Origin of the sequence: Faecalibacterium sp. I2-3-92 (assembly GCF_023347315.1) — a bacterium.
Classification (GTDB): domain Bacteria; phylum Bacillota; class Clostridia; order Oscillospirales; family Ruminococcaceae; genus Faecalibacterium; species Faecalibacterium duncaniae.
Genome location: NZ_CP094470.1, coordinates 737353 through 757136 on the forward strand (window position 1 = coordinate 737353; position 19784 = coordinate 757136).

Below are 19784 nucleotides of genomic sequence, written 5' to 3' on the forward strand. Positions count from 1 at the left end.
GAGAAAGTGAGAAAACAATGTTACAGCTACTTCTGGGCGGCTCCGGCAGCGGAAAAACAACGCTGCTGTACCAGCGCATCCGCGCCCGGGCCGAAAAAGGGGAAAAAAGCATCCTGCTGGTGCCGGAACAATTCACTTCCAGCACCGAGGGCCGCATCTACCGTGAGCTGGGGGATGCCCTGTCCGGCATGGTGGAGAGTTTTTCTTTTACCAGTCTGGCAGAAAAGATCCTTTCCACCGAGGGCGGCGCGGCGGTGCAGACCCTCTCTGACGCAGGCCGTGCCGTGTTGGTGCGCCGGGCGCTGGAGGAGCTGCAGGACAATGTCCACTATTATCACCGCCACCGGCGCAGTGCGGCCTTTTGCCAGATGGCGGCTCAGACCATCGACGAGCTGAAGAGCGCGGGCCTTTCCGGCCGGCAGCTGGCACAGCTGGCCGGTGCCTGCGGAGCCGAGAGCGGTAAGCTCAGTGAGCTGGCCCTCATCTTTCAGGGCTACGAGACCCTGCTGGCCCGCAGCGGCATGGACCCCTCTGACCGGCTGGAGCTGGCCGGAGCCCGGCTGGAGGAAGCGCTGGCCCGGCACAGTCTGCCGGAGTTTCTGCGGGACCGGGCGGTGTTCATTGATGAGTTCGATACCTTCAACGCGCCCAAAAAGCGGCTGCTGGGGGCCATGCTGGCGGTGCTGCCCAGCGTGACGGTAGCCCTCTGCGATGACGGTGCCCCCTTGCTGCCCGGTGACCTGAGCCTGTTCTCCGGGGCCAAGCAGGTGGCGGCGCAGCTGCGCCAGCTGGCCCGGAAAAATGGGGCGGAGGTGGCCGTTCCGCAGCTTTTGCGCAAGGATCTGCGCCACCGGAACGCCCCGGGCCTTGCCGCAGTGGCAGAGCTGCTGGAAACCGGCAGCTGCACCGCGGATGCCCCGGCGGGCGAGGTGCGGCTCTTTGCCGCGCCCAGCCGGGAGGAGGAGGCCCGTGCCGCTGCCGGTGCCATCCGGCGGCTGATGCGGCAGGGCGTGCGGTGCGGAAAGATCGCTGTGGTCTGCCGCGATATCGCCAAGTATCGTGCCGCAGTCCGGTATGAGTTCCGGATGGCGGAGATCCCCCTGTACTGCGATGAACCCACCACCCCGGAATTCAGCGCCCCGGCCACGGCGGTGCGGGCCCTGCTGGAAATCGCCCGGGGAGCCGACCTGACCGAGAACCTGACCACCCTTGCCAAGACCGGCCTGTGTGCCCTGAGCGAGGAGCAGGTCTGCGCGCTGGAAAACTATGCCTACACCTGGGCCCCCACGGCGGCGGCCTGGCGGGAGAAGTTCGAGCGCAGCCCCAAGGGCTTTGGAGAACAGGAGCTGACCGAAGAGGACCTCCGCAACCGGGAGCGGGCAGAACATGCCCGTGCCCTGCTCGTGGGGGCGGTGGATGCATTCCGGGCCAAGGTGCGCGGGGTCAATGCCGAGGCCATCAGCCGGGCGGTGTATTTCTGCCTGAAAACGCTGGGAGCTGAGGAACAGCAGGCTGCTCAGGTAAAGGCCATCCGCGCGGGCCGGGGCATCCCGGCGGCGGAGGAAGCCGCCCGGGAGTGGAACGTGGTCATGGGGCTGCTGAACGAGATGGCCCATCTGCTGGGGGAGCAGACCGTGACCGTGGCCGAATACGAGGATCTGTTCGGGCTGCTGCTCCGCTCGTCCGACCTGGGGCACATTCCCCAGACCCTGGACGCGGTGGTGCTGGCCAGCGCAGGCAAGATGCGTCTGGATGCGCCGGACTATGTGTTTGTGCTGGGGCTGGCCGAGGGGGAATTCCCGGCCGCGCCCGGCGAGGTGGGTCTGCTGACCCACGCCGACCGCGATGCCCTGATGGCGCAGGAGATCGACCTGCCCGACTGCTTTGAGAACCGTGTGGTGCGTGAGCAGGTCTGCTTCTACAAGGCCCTGACCGCTCCTGCAAAGGGGCTGTGGCTCAGCTGGCCCAAGGGGCAGGGGCAGACCCTCTGCGCTGCGCTGGAACCCCTCGTGGAAGCACTGGCCCCCGCTGCCCCGGAGCTGGAACTGACAGACCTTGCGGCCACTCCCGCAGATGGGCTGGACTGTCTGGGCGGCGGCTGGCCCCTGACGGAGACCGAGCGTGCCAGCCTGACAGAAGCCCTGCACACCCCCGGCGAGACCGAGCCGCAGGGCCTTGCCCTGCTGCGCCGGATGGCCGACACTGCCCCCCGGCAGGTGCATGACCTGCCTGCGCTGGAAGCGCTGCTGGGGCGGAAACTGCGCATTTCGCCCAGTCAGCTGGAAAAATATTATACCTGCCGCTACGGCTACTTTTTGCAGTATGTGCTGGGGCTCAGGCCCCGCCGCCGGGCCGAGCTTTCCGCCGACCAGAGCGGTACCCTGATGCACTGGGTGCTGCAGATGGCGCTGGACCCTCACCCCGGCCCGGACAACCCCATGGCGGCGCTGCAGCCCTTTATAGAGCTGGACGATGAGGCCATGGCAAGCCTTGCCGCGCTGCTGGTGGACGAGTACGCCAAGCGCTATCTGCCCGAGGATACCGCCCGCTTTGCCTATCTGCTCTCCCGCCTGAAAAAGAGCATGACGAGCCTGCTGCTCTACCTGCGGGATGAGCAGCGGCAGTCCAGCTTCAAGCCCGTGGCCTGTGAGCTGAAGATCGGCCGGGGCGAGGATGCCGTGCCTGCCCAGGTGTATCACCTGTCGGACGGGCGCACCGTCCAGCTGGTGGGCACCGTGGACCGTGCCGACGAGTGGGTGGAGGAGGACGGCACCCGCTGGGTGCGGGTGGTGGACTACAAGACCGGCACCAAAAAGCTGGACCTGAAGGAGGTCTACTGCGGTCTGGACTGCCAGATGCTGCTCTACCTGTTCAGCCTGACCCGGGATAAAAGCGGCCGCTTTACGGGGGCGGAACCGGCTGGCGTGCTCTACCTGCTGGCCGACCCGGCCCCTGAGACCACCACCCGCGAAAAGGCGGCCCACAGTGTGGAATACAAACTGGACGGTCTGGTGCGGGACGAGCAGAAGCTGTTCGATGCCATGGATGCCGACGAGACCGGCAGATACCTGCCCTTCTCCTATTACAAAGGCGCGCCCAGCCCCTACCAAAAGGACAAGCGGGCAGACATCGCCAAGCTGAACCGCATCCAGCTGCATCTGGATGATCTTGTGACCCGGATGGGCCAGCAGCTCTATGAGGGGCAGATCGCCGCCGAGCCGCTGGTCGCGGGCCGGAGCCCCTGCCAGTGGTGTGATTACGGCTTTGTCTGCTGCCACGAGACCGGCATCGGAGAGCGGGCGCTGGAGGCCCCCGCAAAGCCCTTTGAGGCTCCCGGACAGCCCGAAGAGGGAGAGGAGGAACAGGCATGAGTGAACCCAAGTGGACCCCCGCCCAGCGGGCCGCCATCGAGGACCGGGGCGGCGCGCTGCTGGTGAGCGCGGCGGCGGGCAGCGGCAAAACGGCTGTTCTGACGGAGCGGGCTGTCCGGCTCATCACCGACCCGGAGCATCCCGTGGATGCGGACCGTCTGCTCATCGTTACCTTTACCAATGCGGCGGCGGCAGAGCTGCGGGCACGCATCGGGCAGGCGCTTCTGAAGCGCAGCCAGGCGGAACCCGGCAATGGCGCGCTGCGCCGCCAGCGGATGCTGCTGCAGCGCGCGCCCATCTGCACCATCGATGCCTTCTGTCTGGACCTGCTGCGCAAGCACTTTCAGGCGCTGGATATCCCGCCGGACTTTTCCCCCGCAGACCCAGGCAGTGTGGAGCTTCTGCGGGCCTCTGCCCTGAGCGAGACGCTGGAAAATGCCTACCGCGACCCGGATTTCTGCGCCTTTGCCGACCTCTACGGCAAGGGCCGCACCGACCGTGCGGCGGGCGAGACGATCCTGCATGTCTACGATTTCCTGCGCGCCCTGCCCGATTACGACAAAAAGCTGGACGAATTTCTGGCTCCGTGGCAGGAGGAAAATGGCTTTGCCGCCACCTGCTGGCATGATCTGCTGCTGGCCGAAGCCGCCCGCAGTGCCCGGGCAGCAGGGGAACTGTTCCGCGCCGCGCTGGCTGACTGCCCGGGCGACCGGGAGCAGGAGCTGGCCGATGCCGAGGAAAAGAAAACGCCCTCTGCCCGGGAAAAGGCAAAAAATGCCGTGCTGGAAAAATATACCGATGCACAGGAACGGCTGGACAAGGCTGCCGCCCTGCTGGGCAGGGTGGAACAGCTGGCTGTGGCGGGGGAATGGACCCCGCTTTACGATCTGCTGACCCCCTATGTGCTGGGTATGGAGGAGCTGCCCGGCCTGAAAGGAATGAAAAAGCGGCTGAACGGCGAACACAAAAAAGTCATCCGCACACGCGCCGATGAAGGCGCGGCCCTGTTTGCGCAGATCCTTGAGCTGATCCCCTGCAGTGAGGAGGAAGCTGAGGCAGACCGCAGGGCCGCAGAGCCCCGCCTGCGGGCCCTGTTCGCGGCGGTGCGGGATTTCGATGCCCGGTTCTCGGCCCAAAAGCGGGACCGGAAGCTGCTGGAGTTCAGCGACTTTGAGCATCAGGCCCTCCGTCTGCTCCGTGACCCGGACGGCACCCCCACCGCGCTGTGCGGGGTCATCCGGCAGAACTATGCCGCCGTGATGGTGGATGAATATCAGGACACCAACGCCCTGCAGGATGCCTTGTACCGGTGCCTTGCATCCCCGGCGGGGGACGACCTCTTCCTGGTGGGAGATCTGAAGCAGAGCATCTACCGCTTCCGGCAGGCAGACCCCAGCATCTTCCGGGAAAAACTGGACAGCTGGCCCGCCCTGCCAGGCGGCGCAGCGCGGCCCCGCCCGGCAGAGGGTACCCCCGGCACCGATGCCATGCTGGCGCTGGATGCCAACTTCCGCTCGGCTCCGCAGGTGGTGGAAGGGGTCAATTTCCTGTTCGAGCGGCTCATGTCCCCGGAACTCGGCGACACGGCCTACGGCGACGGCCAGCGGCTGGTCTGCGGGGCACCCGGGGAATACACGGGCAGCGTGGAGGCGCATTTCCTGCCCGATGACACCGCCGAAACGGACGCGGGCTGGATCGCCCGGCGCATCGAGGAGATGGTGCAGAGCGGCGAGCCGGTGCGGGACGGCAGTGCCACCCGCCCGGTGCAGTATGAGGACTGCTGCATCCTGCTGGCGGCGCGCAATGATTTTCCGGCCTATGTGGAAGCGTTGACCGCCCGGGGCATCCCGGTGTACGCGGATGCCCGCGAAAACCTGCTGGATGCCCCCCACATCCGGCCCCTCATCGCCCTGCTGAAGGTCATGGACAACCCGGCGCAGGATATCTATCTTGCCGCCGCCATGCTGGGCCCGCTGTTCGGCTTCACCGATGACGACCTTGTCCGCCTGCGGGCCAGGGCCGAAGAGATCCAGAAGCAGCAGGGGGAAAACGCCCCCCAGCGCATCAGCCTCTACGGCGCGCTGCTGCTCACCGTGAACAGCGGGGAGGACACCCCTTTTACCGGAAAAGTCCGGGCGTTCTATGCCCGGCTGACCGAGCTGCGCCGGATGGCCCGCAGTGCCCCGGCAGAACAGCTGCTGGAGGAGATCTTTGCTTCCACCGGCTACCTTGCCGCACTGGGCGTGATGGAAAACGGTGCCCGCCGCCGGGAGGATGCCCGGCGGTTTGCTTCCTTCTGTGCCGGGGCCGGCTCCGGCGGCATCTCGGCGCTGGTGCGGGCCATTGACGCTGCGGCGCTGGCAGGCTCCACGGGGCAGGATACCGTGCCCGGCGGCTCCCGCCCCGGCTGTGTGACCGTGATGACTATCCACCGCTCCAAGGGGCTGCAGTTCCCGGTGGTGTTCGTGGCCGACACGGCCCGTCGCTTCAATGCCGCCGATACCCGCCAGCCGGTGCTCCTGCATCGGATGTATGGGGCGGGCCTGCGCCTGCGCCCCGAGGAGGGCGAGGGCGCTTACAAGACGGCGGCTTACACGGCGCTCTCCAATGTCCACGCCGCCGAGATGCGCAGTGAGCAGATGCGCCTGCTCTATGTGGCGCTGACCCGCGCGCAGGATAAGCTGATCCTGACCGTGCCGCTGGGCATCGGAAAGACCTCCAACCCCTTTACCAGAGCGGCGGCCTTCCTTGAAGCCGGGGCGGGGCAGACGCTCTGCCGACAGGCAAACAGCTTTGCCGACTGGCTTCGCGCGGCCCTGCTCGTCCACCCCAACGGCGGCCCTCTGCGCCGGCTGGCCGAGGATCTGGAACTGCCCTTTGCGGATACCGGGAGCACCATTACCCTGACGGTGCAGCAGGCGCTGCCCGAGGGCGTGGAGCCACCCGACCCGGAACTGGAGGAAAGACCGCTGGCCCAGGCAGACCCGGCCCTGACCGAGGCACTGCGGCAGGGCTTTGCCTGGCAGTACCCGGCGGCAGAGCTGGCCCAAGTGCCCGCCAAGGTCAGCGTGACCGGCATCGTCCACAAGGCAGAGCAGACCACGCTGGAGCGCCCGGGCTTTCTGGCAAAGGACGGCCTGACCGCCGCCGAGATGGGCACGGCCCTCCACGCCTTCCTGGAGCACGCCGATTTTATGGCTCTTGCAGCGGCAAAACAGGCAGGCACGCTGGAAACGGCGATCCCCGCCGAGCGCGACCGGCAGGTGGAAGCAAAGCTCACCGCGTCCGAAATTGCGGAGAAGCTGGATGCAGGGCGCATCCGCCGCTTTGTGGAGAGCGAAGCCTTTGCGCGCATCTGTGCCGCGGATGAGGTGCTGCGGGAGCTGGACTTTATCACGGCCCTGCCTGCCGCCGAGGTGCTGGCCGCTCAGGGCACTGCCCCCGCCGACAGCGCTGCCGTGGCACAGGCAAAGGTGCTGGTGCAGGGCATCGCTGACCTGGTGCTGGTGTTCCCGGACCACCTGGAGCTGCTGGATTACAAGACGGACCGCCGAAAATCCGAGGACGACTTCCTTGCCGCCTATCGCGCCCAGCTTGACCTCTATGCCCTTGCCATCAGCAAGCGCTTTGCCCCGAAGCCGGTGACCTATAAGGGCATCTACTCGCTGGAACTGGGGAAGCTGATTGAGGTTAAGTAATATTTTTCCCTGAAATCGCGTAAAAGTGCTTGACAGGGCTTTGTGGGTGTGGTAAACTGTTCCGGTAAAGAAAGCAGCTACGGCCTGTGCCGCGCTCGCCTTGTGGGGTTGGAATCCCCGGGCTATACCCAAACACGGTTCGATTCTTTGAACGAACTGCGCTTTTGTGTGAAATTTCGCGCGGCTGTCCTGCAAATGGGCGGCCGCGTTTTCTATGCCAAATATTGCAACACTATGGATTATTGTTTGGAGGTGCATTCATTATCGCTACCGCTGGAAAGTCGAAGGAACTGGAGATCAACGGTCAGATCCGTGATCGTGAAGTTCGCCTGATCGGTGCCGATGGCGAGCAGAAGGGCGTTGTGTCCATTCAGGTGGCCATGCGCGCTGCAGAAGAAGCCGGGCTCGATCTGGTCAAGATCGCACCGCAGGCTACCCCGCCTGTGTGCAAGGTGCTGGATTACGGCAAATACCGTTTTGAACAGCAGAAGAAGGAGAAGGAAGCCAAGAAGAACCAGAAAGTGGTCGAGGTCAAGGAGACCCGCCTTTCGCTCAATATTGACACCAACGACTTCAACACCAAGCTGAACCAGACTGCCAAGTTCCTGGCCGCTGGTCACAAGGTGAAGGCTTCGATCCGCTTCCGCGGCCGTGAGATGGCGCACAGTGCTCTGGGTGCTGACGTGCTGAAACGCTTTGCCGAGGCTCTGCCCCAGGCAAGCATGGATAAGCCGCCGGTGCTCGAGGGCCGCACGATGTCCATTCTGCTGATCCCGAAACCCAATAAGGACTAATTTTAGGAGGAAACTAAAATGGCTAAGATGAAACTGAAGACGCATTCCGGCGCTAAGAAGCGCTTTAAGCTGACCAAGAACGGCAAGATCAAGCGCGGCCACGCATTCCGCAGCCACATCCTGACCAAGAAGACCACCAAGCTGACCCGTGGCTACCGTCAGCCCAACTACGTTGACAAGACCAACGCCGCTACCATCAAGAGCATGCTGCCCTACGCCTAAGTGCGAGCCGCAGGCAAAGACATTCTAAGAGATAACTAAAGGAGATATAAAAAATGGCACGTATCAAGGGCGCAACCATGACTCACAAACGTCGTAAGAAGATGCTGAAGCTGGCTAAGGGCTTCTATGGCTGCAAGAGCAAGCACTTTAAGATGGCCAAGCAGCAGGTCATGAAGAGCGGCAACTACGCTCTGGCTGGCCGCCGCATGAAGAAGCGTCAGTTCCGCAACCTGTGGATCTGCCGCATCAACAATGCAGTTCGTCCCCTGGGCATGAACTACTCCACCTTCATGGCTGGCCTGAAGAAGGCAGGCATCGAGCTGAACCGCAAGATGCTGAGCGAGATGGCCATCAACGATCCTCAGAGCTTTGCTGCTCTGGTCGAGACCGTGAAGAACGCCTGATAAAGACCTGAAAGACGCCCGCGCGTAGTAAAATACGCGGGCGTCCTTTTTGTATATTTTTGTATCTTCTGGAGGACCGCATGGAAAAGATCACCAGCCGGGAAAACGCAAAGATCAAATATGCCTGCCGCCTTGCTTCCAGCGGGGCGTTCCGGCGCAGTGAGGGGAAATTTCTGGCCGAGGGCCGCAAGCTCTGCCCGGAGCTCTGCCGCGGCGCGGCGCTGGAGACCCTGTTCTGCACCGAGGCGGCGCTGGAAAAGTGCCCGGAGCTGGCCGGGCTGCCCGGGGAGCACTATCTGGTGGAGGACCATGTGGCCGATAAGCTGGCCGATGTGGGCACCCATCAGGGCGTGTTCGGCATCTTCCGCACCCCGGTGCACACGCTGGACGAAGCAAAGACCGGCGGGCGGTATCTGGCGCTTGAGCGGGTGCAGGACCCCGGCAACGTGGGCACGCTGCTGCGCTCTGCCGCCGCGTTCGGCTTTGATGGCGTGCTGCTGAGCGACGGCTGTGCCAGCGTGTTTGCCCCCAAGACCCTGCGGGCCTCCATGGGGGCCGCCGTGCGGGTGCCGGTGATGGAGGTGGGGGCAATGCCTGCCGCCATTGCCGCCCTGCGGGCAAAGAACATTACCTGCCTTGCGGCGGCACTCTACCAGAGCCAGCCCCTGAGCGCGGCCCGGCCCGGCTACCCGGGCGGTGTCTGCGTAGTCATCGGCAGTGAGGGCCAGGGCCTGACGGAAGAGACCATTGCCGCCTGTAGCGGCACTGTGCGCATCCCTATGACCGACCGGGTGGAAAGTCTGAACGCCGGCATTGCGGGCAGCATCCTGCTGTGGCATTTCCGGGAGGAGAGCCTGTGACCGGGCCCGGCTTCGGCCAGACCAGTCTTTTCCCGCCCGAGCCGGCCCCCGACCCGCTGCTCTGCTGGCTCTGGCTGGCAAACACGCTGGGGGCGGGCAGCAGTCATGCAGGCCGGGTGCTGGATGTGTTTGGCGGGGCGCAGGAGGCCTGGGAGAACCGGGATTCCGATGCGTTCCGCAAAGCGGTGGGCAGCCCGGCTTTTGCCCGGGCCAACCTGCCCGACAACACCCCAGCGCATTACCGGGCCTTTGCACGGCGGTGCGCGGCGCGGAATATCCGCATCCTGCCCTATGACGACCCGGATTACCCGCTGGCGTTTTCCCGCATTCCCGATATGCCGCTGGTGCTCTACTGCACCGGCGACCCCCTCTGGCTCAATGAGCCGGGGGCTGTGGGGATGGTGGGCAGCCGCAGGCCCACCGAGTACGGCCTGCAGGCGGCGGCAGACCTGGGCAGCGGTCTGGCCAAAAACGGGGCCATCATCGTCAGCGGTCTGGCCGATGGGCTGGACAGCGCCGGGCACCGGGCCGCAGTGAAGGAAAACTGCCCCACCATCGGGGTGCTGGGCGTGCCCATTGACCGCACCTACCCGGCCTCCAACCGGGAGCTGCGGAAAAAGATCGAGCAAAAAGGCTGCGTGATCAGTGAGTACCCGCCCGAGAGCGGCCCCGTTGGCCCCAATGGCTTTTTGCAGCGCAACCGGCTCATTGCGGCGCTGTCCTCGGCGCTGGTGGTGGTGGAAGCGCAGGAAAAGAGCGGCACCATGTCCACAGTCAACCATGCCGAGCGGTATGGCAAGCCGGTGTTCGTGGTACCGGGCAGCATCTACTCGCCCAACTCAGCAGGCACCAACGCCCTGCTGCGGGAGGGCCGTGCCAAAGCCGTCTGCAAACCCGGCGACCTGTTCGGGGTGCTGGGCCTGCGGGGGGCGGCGGCTCCGGCGGCGGTGCGCTCTGCGCCTGACCCCATGAGCGAGACCGAGCGCAGGGTGCTGGCCTGTATCGGCCCCAAGGCAAAGGGCGTGGAGGAGCTGGGCGCGGCAAGCGGCCTGCCCACCGGCCTGCTGCTGGGCACCCTGATGAAGCTGGAGCTGGCGGGCCGTGTGACCTGCTTGCCCGGCAAGCGGTATATTCTGCGCTGAACTGCGCAATTTAAGTTGAAGATATGACCCTCTCCGTCAACGCTGGCGCGTTGCCACCTCTCCCGAAGGGAGAGGCAATTGTGGCTCACGGATAGCTGTTGCTAAGCCTGGGATATGCGTTGGCTCTCCCTCTGGGAGAGCTGGCGAGCGAAGCGAGACTGAGAGGGTTTCATATAGATAGTAGGAGAAGAGAACCATGGCAAAACTGGTAATCGTGGAGTCGCCGGCAAAGGCGAAGACCATTGGCAAATATCTGGGCAAGGATTACGAGGTCACGGCCAGCATGGGCCACATCCGGGACCTGCCTAAGTCCCAGCTGGGCATCGACGTGGAACATGACTACGCCCCCCAGTACATCAATATCAAGGATAAATCCAAGCTCATCAAGGAGCTCAAGGCAAAAGCCAAGCAGGCCGACGGCGTTCTGCTGGCAACCGACCCGGACCGTGAGGGCGAAGCCATCAGCTGGCATCTGGCCAATATCCTGGGGCTGGACCCCCACGAGCCCAACCGCGTGACCTTTGACGAGATCACCAAAAAGGGCGTGCAGAAGGGCATGGCCAATCCCCGTGCCATCGACGAGGATCTGTTCAATGCCCAGCAGGCCCGCCGCATCCTCGACCGTCTGGTGGGCTATAAGCTCAGCCCCTTCCTGTGGCGGAAGGTGCGCCGGGGCCTGTCGGCGGGCCGTGTCCAGAGCGTGGCGGTGCGGCTGATCGATGACCGCGAGAAGGAGATCGAGAACTTCAAGCCCGAGGAATACTGGAACGTGGATGCCACGCTGGGCACCGGCCACAAGAGCTTTACCGCCCGTCTGGCCTCCGACAGCACCGGCAAAAAGCTGCTGCCCAAAAACGAGGCAGAGGCCCGGGCCATCGAAAAGGGTCTGGAGGGTGCCGAGTACACCGTGGGCGAACTGAAAAAAGGCAAGCGGGCCAAGCAGCCCACCCCGGCCTTTATCACCAGTACCCTGCAGCAGGAGGCCTCCCGCCGTCTGGGCTTTACGGCCACCCGCACCATGCGTGCCGCCCAGACCCTGTACGAAGGCGTAGACATTGCGGGCCACGGCACCATGGGTCTGATCACCTATATGCGTACCGACAGCCTGCGCATCTCCGATGAGGCGGTCACCGCTGCAAAGGAGTATATTGCGGACGCTTACGGCGAACAGTATATCTGCCCCTACAAGCGCACCTGGAAAACCAAGAGCGCGACCGCCGCGCAGGATGCCCACGAAGCCATCCGTCCCTCGGTGCCGGGGCTGACCCCTGACGAGGTGGACAAGAGCATCAGCGGCGATACCGCCAAGCTCTACCGGATGATCTGGAGCCGCTTTATGGCCAGCCAGATGGCGGACTGCCAGCAGGATACCGTGAGCGTGACCGTGTATGCGGGGGACTACCGCTTCAAGGCCAGCGGCTACACCGTGACCTTTGATGGCTTTACCGTGCTGTACGAGGAAGCCACCGATGAAAAGGAAAAGAAGGAGACCAGCCTGCCCCCGCTGGAACAGGGCCAGCTGCTCAAGCTCAAGGAGCTGAAGAGTGAGCAGAAATTCACCCAGCCCCCCGCCCGCTACACCGAAGCGACCCTGATCAAGGCGCTGGAGGAAAATGGCATTGGCCGTCCCTCGACCTATGCGCCTATCATCACCACCATCATTGATCGCGGCTATGTGGAGCGGGAGCAGAAAAAGCTCAAGCCCACCCTGCTGGGCCGCGCCGTGGACGGCCTGATGCTGGAGCAGTTTCCCCATATCGTGGACGTGGACTTCTCGGCTGAGATGGAGAAGAACCTGGATAAGATCGAGAGCGGCAAGGCCGATTGGCACAAGACCGTGGATGATTTCTATCAGGGCTTTGCCGCCAGCCTGGAACAGGCCGAAAAGAACATGGAGGGCAAGAAGGTCAAGGTGCCGGACGAGCCTTCCAGCGAGGTCTGCGACCTCTGCGGCCGCCCCATGGTCATCAAGGTGGGCAAGTACGGCAAGTTCCTGGCCTGCTCCGGCTTCCCCGAGTGCCGGGGCACCAAGCGTCTGGTCAAGGACACCGGCGGTGTCTGCCCCAAGTGCGGCAAGGGCCGGATGCTGGAGCGCAAGAGCGCCAAGGGCCGCATCTACTACGGCTGCGAGCGCTACCCCGACTGCGACTTTATGACCTGGGATACCCCGGTGCCCACCAAGTGCGAAAAGTGCGGCTCCACCCTGTTCCGCAAGGGCTCCAAGCTCTACTGCGCAAAAGAGGGCTGCGGCTTTGAGATGCCGGTGCCGAAGAAGGATTGATTAAACCGATAAACTGTCTCGCCCTCTCCGGCATCGCCTGCGCGATGCCACCTCTCCCAAAGGGAGAGGCAATGGCGGCAAACGGGCAGCAGCTGCTGACCGGGATGCTGCACAGGCTCCCCCTTTGGGGGAGCTGGACGCAAAGCGGCCTGAGAGGGCGAGGATGCTGAAGGATGAAATTATGAGTTACAAAGTAACTGTACTGGGTGCCGGTCTGGCAGGCTGCGAGGCAGCACTGTGGCTGGCGGGCAAGGGCGTTCAGGTAACGCTCTACGAGCAGAAGCCCACCCACTTTTCCCCGGCTCACAAGAGTGCGGGCTTTGCGGAGCTGATCTGCTCCAACAGCCTGAAGGCCGAGCGTCTGGATTCTGCTTCCGGCCTGCTGAAAGAGGAGATGCGCCGGATGGGCAGCCAGCTGCTGGAAGCCGCCGAGGAGGCCCGTGTGGCCGCGGGCGGCGCGCTGGCCGTGGACCGGGACGCATTCAGCGCCGCCGTGACCCGGCGGGTGGAGGAGTGTCCCAACATCATCGTGGTGCGGGAGCAGGTGGAGCACATCGATGAGAGTGCACCCATTCTGGTGGCCACCGGCCCCCTGACCGATGGTGCGCTGGCCGACGAGATCGGCCGCCTGACCGGCGATGAGCGGCTCCATTTCTATGATGCCGTGGCTCCCATCGTCACGGCCGAGAGCCTGGATTACAACAAGGTGTTCGCCGCTTCCCGGTACGACCGGGGCGAGGCCGATTACCTGAACTGCCCCTTCAATAAGGCAGAGTATGAGGCTTTCCACGCCGCGCTGGCTTCGGCAGAGCGTGCCCCGCTCCATGCCTTCGATGTCGGCGCGGAACAGGGCGCGCAGCCCGACCCCGATGCCCACGGCAAAAAGGCGGATACCGTCACGGTCTACGAGGGCTGTATGCCCATTGAGATCATGGCCGCCCGGGGTGCTGATACCATGCGCTTCGGCCCCCTGCGTCCGGTGGGTCTGGTGGACCCCAACACCGGCCACCGTCCCTGGGCCAATGTCCAGCTCCGCGCCGAGAATAAGGAACGCACCCTCTATAATATCGTGGGCTTCCAGACCAACCTCAAGTGGGGCGAGCAGAAGCGGGTGTTCAGCATGATCCCGGGCCTGGAAAATGCCGAGTTCGTGCGGTACGGTGTCATGCACCGCAATACCTTTCTGGATGCGCCCCGTGTGCTGGACGCGGGCCTGTTCCTGAAGGAGCACCCCAACGTGTTTTTTGCGGGCCAGATCACTGGCTTTGAGGGCTATATGGAGAGCGCCGCCTGCGGCCTGCTGGCAGCCCGGAGCATCTACGCCCGGCTGGAGGGCAGGCAGCTGCCCCCGCCGCCGGTGGATACCATGTGCGGCGCGCTGATCCAGTATCTGACCACCGAGAACAAACATTTCCAGCCCATGGGCGCGAATATGGGCATCCTGCCCCCGCTGCCGGCTGAGAGCCGCCCCCGTGACAAGCGCCTGCGTTACATGGCCGTGGCCGAGCGTGCCGTGGCCAGCTTCCAACAGTGGCTGAACGAAACTGCTCTTTAAGAAGGGAGAAACCCTATGAAAATTATCGTTGATATGATGGGCGGCGACAACGCCCCGCTGGCTGTGCTGGAAGGCACCGCACAGGCTGTGAAGGAATACGGTGTGCAGGTCATCGGCGTGGGCAGCGAGGAGCTGGTGCGCAAGACGGCCGCCGAGCACAATATCCCGCTGGACGGCATCGAGCTGGTCAACTGCACCGAGACCATTGAGATGTGCGATGAGCCTGCAAGGGCTATCCGCAGCAAGAAGGATTCCTCCATCGTGGTGGGTCTGAACCTGCTGAAGGAGGGAAAGGGTGATGCCTTTGTCTCTGCCGGAAGCACCGGCGCGCTCCATGTGGGCGCAAGCCTCATCGTGCGCACCCTCAAGGGCGTAAAGCGCCCGGCCCTGGCCACCATGGTGCCGGCCAAAAACAAGGCCTATCTGCTGCTGGACTGCGGCGCGAACGTGGAGTGCCGCCCCGAGATGCTGGCTGCCTTTGCCGTGATGGGCAGCTGCTATGTCAACAAGGTGGAAGGCCGCACCGCCCCCACCGTGGCGCTGGCAAACAACGGTGCCGAGGAGAGCAAGGGCACCCCGATGCTCCGGGAAGCCCACCAGCTGCTCAAGGCAACACCGGGCATCCGGTTCGTGGGCAACATCGAGCCCCGTGACGTGCCCAACGGTGATGTGGATGTGGTGGTCTGCGACGGCTTTACCGGCAATGTCATCCTCAAGCTGACCGAGGGCGTGGCCAAGATGCTGTTGGGGATGCTCAAGGAGATGTTCCTGGCAAACCTCGGCGGCAAGATCGCCTACCTGCTGCTCAAGAGCGGCGTGGGAAGCCTCAAGCACCAGATGGACAGCGAGGAGTACGGCGGCGCACCCTTCCTGGGCGCAAAGCAGCCGGTCATCAAGGCCCACGGCTCCTCCAAGGCCAAGGGCATCAAGAACGCCATCCGGCAGGCCAAGATCTGCGTGGAGAACGACCTGTGCGGCACCATGCAGAGCGCGCTGGATGAGCTGAACAAGGAGTAAGGAAAGCGGCCTTGCCCTCTCCGTCATCGCTGACGCGATGCCACCTCTCCCAAAGGGAGAGGCAATGGCGGGTGACGGTCAGCTGGTGCTGTCCAGGGTGCTGTACAGGCTCCCCCTTTGGGGGAGCTGGACGCGAAGCGGCCTGAGAGGGCGAGGATACCAAAAAGATTCAAGGGAGCAAAGAAATATGAGCCATCAGTTGGAAACAATTATTGGTTACAAGTTCAAGAATCCGAAGCTGCTGGAGACGGCGCTCACCCACACCAGCTACGCCAACGAGAGCCGCACGCCGGTGCAGCACAACGAGCGGCTGGAATTTCTGGGCGACAGCGTGCTGCAGATCGTCTCGGCAGATTATCTGTTCCACGCCTACGCCGACCGGCCCGAGGGCGACCTGACCCGCATCCGTTCCAGCCTGGTCAGCGAGGGCGCATTGTTCCAGTTTGCGCAGGAGATCAATCTGGGCGAGTATCTGCGCCTGGGCCGGGGCGAGGAACGCTGCGGCGGCCGCACCCGCCCCAGCGTGGTGTCCGATGCCTTTGAGGCCGTCATCGCCGCCCTGTATCTGGACGGCGGCATGGAGGTGGCAAAGAGCTTCATCCTGCCCTTCATCACCGAGGGCAAGCACGCTGAGGCCGATTACAAGACCCGCCTGCAGGAGATCGTCCAGCAGAACCCCGAGGAGCGGCTGAGCTATGTGGTGGAGCAGGAATCCGGCCCCGACCACGACAAGCATTTCGTGGTGGCTGTCCGCTTCAACTCCGATAAGGTCGCCCGGGGCGAGGGCCGCAGCAAGAAGATGGCCGAACAGCACGCCGCCCGCGAAGCCCTCAAGCTCCTGGGCGTGATAAAGGAAAAGTAAATGGTATTCAAGGAACTGGAGATCCAGGGCTTCAAGAGCTTCCCCGATAAGGTCAAGATTACCTTTGATGAAGGCGTGACCGGCGTGGTGGGCCCCAACGGTTCGGGCAAGTCGAACCTGTCCGATGCTGTGCGCTGGGTGCTGGGCGAGACCAGCGCCCGCCAGCTGCGCGCCGCCGGAAAGATGGAGGATGTCATCTTTGGCGGCACCCGGCGGCGGGGGGCCATGGGCTTTGCTCAGGTGCGCCTGACGCTGGACAACAGCAGCCATGCGCTGGATGTGGAAGCGGACGAGGTGACCATCGGCCGCAGGTATTACCGCTCCGGCGAGAGCGAGTACAGCATCAACGGGCAGATCTGCCGCCTGAAGGATGTGTATGAACTGCTGCTGGATACCGGCATCGGCCGCGATGGCTACTCGGTCATCGGGCAGGGCCGCATTGCCGAGATCGTGGCGGCCAAGAGCAGCGAGCGCAGGGAGATCTTTGAGGAAGCCTGCGGCATTGCCAAATACCGCTACCGCAAAAACGAGGCCGAGCGCCGCCTTGCCGCCGCCGCCGAAAATCTGGAACGCCTGCGGGATATCCTGGGCGAGCTGGAGGCCCGGGTGGGCCCGCTGGAAAAAGAGAGCGAAAAGGCCCGGAAGTTTCTGGAACTGAGCGCCCGGCGCAAAACGCTGGAGGTGACCCTGTGGACGGACGGCGTGCACCGGGCCAAGGAAGCCGTGCGCCGTCAGGTGCGGGATTACGAGACAGCCCAGGCCGATTATGAGCGGTTCGACCGCCAGACCAAAGCCGCCGAGAGCGAGGCTGAGGAGATCCGGATGCAGGCACAACAGCTGACCATTGCGGTCGAGCGCCTGAATGGGGATATCCGCAGCATCACCGAGCAGATCAGCGGCAGCGAGAGCCGGATCGCCGTGCTGGAAAACGACATTGCCCGCAACGAGGAAAGCGCCGCAGACCTGCGGGCAGAGATCGCCGCCGGGCAGCAGGACAGCACCGAGGCCGCCGCCGCGCTGGAACGCCACCGTGCCGTGGCAAAGAGCATGGAGCTGGCGGGCCGGAAACTGGCCGCAGAGCTGGATGCCCTGAACGATGAGCTGGTGCGCCTGACCCGGGAAAACGACCAGAGCGGTGCCCGCCGGGATACCCTGCGGGGCGAGGTGGCGGCCCTGACGGCCCGGCACACTGAAGCGCAGGTGGCTCAGGCCGCCGCCGAGGCTGCTGCTGAGACGGCCCTGAGCCGTCTGCCCGCGTTGGAAGAAGCTGCCGAGGTGCTGGCGGTCCAGCGGGACGACGCAAAGCAGGATCTGGAGGATACCGTGCGGTACCTCACCACGCTGGCCGAGAATGAGCAGCAGCTCAAAAATATCCGGGCCGGTCTGGAACTCAAGCTGAAGAGCCGCCGCGCCGCGCTGGAGGAAGCCGACCGTGCCGAACAGCAGCTGAACCGGGAGCTGGATGCCGCCCGTCAGCGGCTTTCCGTGCTGCGGGAGCTGGAAAAGAACATGGAAGGCTACCAGAACTCCGTCAAGACCGTGATGCGGGCGGCATCCGCCCGGCGGCTGCGGGGCATCATCGGGCCGGTGTCCTCCATCCTGCGGGTGGAGCCGGGCCGGGAGGTCGCCATCGAGACCGCGCTTGGCGGTGCCCTGCAGAACATCGTGGTGGAGAACGAAGCCGCCGCCAAGGCAGGCATCGCCCTGCTGCGGAGCGAGAACGCGGGCCGCGCCACCTTCCTGCCGCTGGACACAGTCCAGCCCGGCGTGTTCCGGGGAAAACTGTCCGGCTCGGCAAGGCTGGCAAGCAGTCTGGTCCAGGCCGATGCACGGTACAGTGACATCGTGTCCAATCTGCTGGGCCGCATCATCGTGGTGGATGATATCAACGAGGCCTCCCGCGTGGCCCGGGACAACGGTTTCCGCAGCAAGGTCGTCACGCTGGATGGTCAGGTGGTCAATGCGGGCGGCAGCTTTACCGGCGGCAGTGTCCAGCGCAGCGCGGGCTTGTTCACCCGCAAGCAGGAGCTGGAGGAGCTGCGGGTCAAGGCTGCGAAATTGCAGAAGGAGTGCCTTGCCGCTCAGGAAAAGACCGACCAGTGTAAACAGCAGGCAGATGCTCTGAACGCAGAGCTGACCGCCGCCAGCAGTGAGCAGATCACTGCCGCCAACGACCGTGTGCGGGCCGAAGCAGAGCGCAAGCGGCTGGAAGCCGCCATGGAGCAGGCCGAGACGGCCCTTGCCGCGCGGCAGAATGAAATCGACACCCTGAACGCCCAGCTGGCTGACAGCCGGGAAAAGGCCGCGCAGGCCGAAGCACAGGAAGCTGCGCTGGCCGGGGAGATCGAAGCAAAATCGGGCGAGCTGAACCGCATTGCCGAGGGAGACGATGTGTTTCTGACCCGGCAGCGGGCGCTGGCCGAGCAGGTGAGCGCCAAGCGGCTGGAACAGGTGAGCCGCCAGAAGGATGCCGAGCTGGCGCAAGCGCAGATCGAAGCGCTGGAACAGCGCACCCGGGATGCCGAGAGTCGGCGGGCCTCTCTGGAAGAGAGCCTTGCCGCCCTTGCCGCCCGCAGTGATGCCTGCCGGGCCGAGATCGAGGCCATCCGCAAGGCCAAGACCGACAGCCGCGAGGAGATCGAAGCGAAAGAAGCCGAGATCCGGAAGGCCACCGAACAGCGGCTTTCCTGCCAGCAGGCCGAGACCGAGGCACTGGCCCGGGCCCGCACTGCTGCCGACAGCCGCGAGGAGATGGGCCGGGAGATGGCCCGCCTGGCCGAGCGGAAAGCAGCCGCTGAGAGCGAATACGATGCCACCGCCGCCAAGCTCTGGGATGAATACCAGCTGACGGTGAGTCAGGCCGAGGAGCTCTGCGTGGAGTTCGACAGCCTGCCCGCCCTGCGGGCGCAGGTGGCCGACCTGCGCAATCAGATCCGGGCGCTGGGCAATGTGAACGTCAGCGCCATTGAGGAATATCAGGAGGTCAGGGAACGGTACGATGCCCTGAGCGCTCAGGTGGCCGACGTGGAAGGCAGCAGGAACGAGCTGACGCGGATGATCGCCAGCCTGTCCGGCCAGATGAAGGAGATCTTCACCGACAGCTTCCGGGCCATCAACGAAAATTTCGGCCGCATCTTTGCCGAGCTGTTTGGCGGCGGAGAAGCCAGCCTTGTGCTGGAGGATGAAAGCGATGTGCTTTCCTGCGGCATTGGCATTCAGGTGGCACCGCCGGGCAAAGTCATCAAGAATCTGGAAGCCCTTTCCGGCGGTGAACAGGCACTGGTGGCCATCAGCATCTATTTTGCGATCCTGGCCGTCAACCCGGCACCGTTCTGTATCCTGGACGAGATCGAAGCCGCCCTGGATGATGCCAATGTCAGCCGCTTTGCACAGTATCTGCGCCGGGTGAGCGACAAGACCCAGTTCATCGTTATCACTCACCGCCGCGGCACCATGGAGGCCGCCAATGTCCTGTACGGTGTGACCATGCAGGAGGACGGCGTGTCGAAATTGCTCAAGCTGGATCTGGAACAGGTTGACGCGACGCTGGTTTCGTAGGTATAATAGATTAAACCTCT

The 19784-nt window shown here is 64.2% G+C and carries 12 protein-coding genes; all 12 read left to right on the forward strand.

Annotation, left to right across the window (positions count from 1 at the left end):
- Window positions 1-17 precede the first annotated feature (17 nt).
- The 12 genes from MTP42_RS03470 (at window position 18) to smc (ending at window position 19764) form a co-directional block, all read left to right on the forward strand.
- Window positions 18-3371, forward strand: coding sequence for a PD-(D/E)XK nuclease family protein (locus MTP42_RS03470; protein WP_249257984.1), 3354 nt, complete (start codon window positions 18-20; stop codon window positions 3369-3371).
- Complete coding sequence (locus MTP42_RS03475) at window positions 3368-7069, forward strand: UvrD-helicase domain-containing protein (protein ID WP_249257985.1); 3702 nt, start codon at window positions 3368-3370, stop codon at window positions 7067-7069. Before MTP42_RS03470 ends, MTP42_RS03475 begins: the two co-directional genes overlap by 4 nt.
- A gap of 242 nt (window positions 7070-7311) precedes the next feature.
- The gene (gene infC, locus MTP42_RS03480; RefSeq protein WP_005935558.1) at window positions 7312-7863 is read left to right on the forward strand and encodes a translation initiation factor IF-3; all 552 of its coding nucleotides are present in this window, start codon (window positions 7312-7314) and stop codon (window positions 7861-7863) included.
- An 18-nt stretch (window positions 7864-7881) separates the two neighbouring features.
- On the forward strand, window positions 7882-8085 hold the full coding sequence (rpmI, locus tag MTP42_RS03485; protein WP_005935556.1) for a 50S ribosomal protein L35: 204 nt from the start codon (window positions 7882-7884) through the stop codon (window positions 8083-8085).
- 53 nt (window positions 8086-8138) lie between these two features.
- Window positions 8139-8489 (forward strand): 50S ribosomal protein L20, encoded by a 351-nt coding sequence (gene rplT / locus MTP42_RS03490; RefSeq protein ID WP_005935552.1) that lies wholly within the window; start codon window positions 8139-8141, stop codon window positions 8487-8489.
- An 80-nt stretch (window positions 8490-8569) separates the two neighbouring features.
- Complete coding sequence (locus MTP42_RS03495; protein WP_005935549.1) at window positions 8570-9349, forward strand: TrmH family RNA methyltransferase; 780 nt, start codon at window positions 8570-8572, stop codon at window positions 9347-9349.
- Complete coding sequence (dprA, locus tag MTP42_RS03500; RefSeq protein WP_238077355.1) at window positions 9346-10491, forward strand: DNA-processing protein DprA; 1146 nt, start codon at window positions 9346-9348, stop codon at window positions 10489-10491. Before MTP42_RS03495 ends, dprA begins: the two co-directional genes overlap by 4 nt.
- 196 nt (window positions 10492-10687) lie before the next feature.
- Window positions 10688-12772, forward strand: coding sequence for a type I DNA topoisomerase (gene topA, locus MTP42_RS03505; protein ID WP_005935543.1), 2085 nt, complete (start codon window positions 10688-10690; stop codon window positions 12770-12772).
- A 178-nt stretch (window positions 12773-12950) separates the two neighbouring features.
- Window positions 12951-14327, forward strand: coding sequence for a methylenetetrahydrofolate--tRNA-(uracil(54)-C(5))-methyltransferase (FADH(2)-oxidizing) TrmFO (gene trmFO, locus MTP42_RS03510; protein ID WP_249258295.1), 1377 nt, complete (start codon window positions 12951-12953; stop codon window positions 14325-14327).
- A 15-nt stretch (window positions 14328-14342) separates the two neighbouring features.
- Window positions 14343-15344, forward strand: coding sequence for a phosphate acyltransferase PlsX (gene plsX, locus MTP42_RS03515; protein WP_117476292.1), 1002 nt, complete (start codon window positions 14343-14345; stop codon window positions 15342-15344).
- A 187-nt stretch (window positions 15345-15531) separates the two neighbouring features.
- Window positions 15532-16206, forward strand: coding sequence for a ribonuclease III (gene rnc / locus MTP42_RS03520; RefSeq protein ID WP_005935533.1), 675 nt, complete (start codon window positions 15532-15534; stop codon window positions 16204-16206).
- Window positions 16207-19764 carry a chromosome segregation protein SMC gene (gene smc / locus MTP42_RS03525; RefSeq protein WP_249257986.1) on the forward strand — a complete coding sequence of 1186 codons (3558 nt, stop codon included), beginning with the start codon at window positions 16207-16209 and terminating at the stop codon, window positions 19762-19764.
- Window positions 19765-19784: the final 20 nt, after the last annotated feature.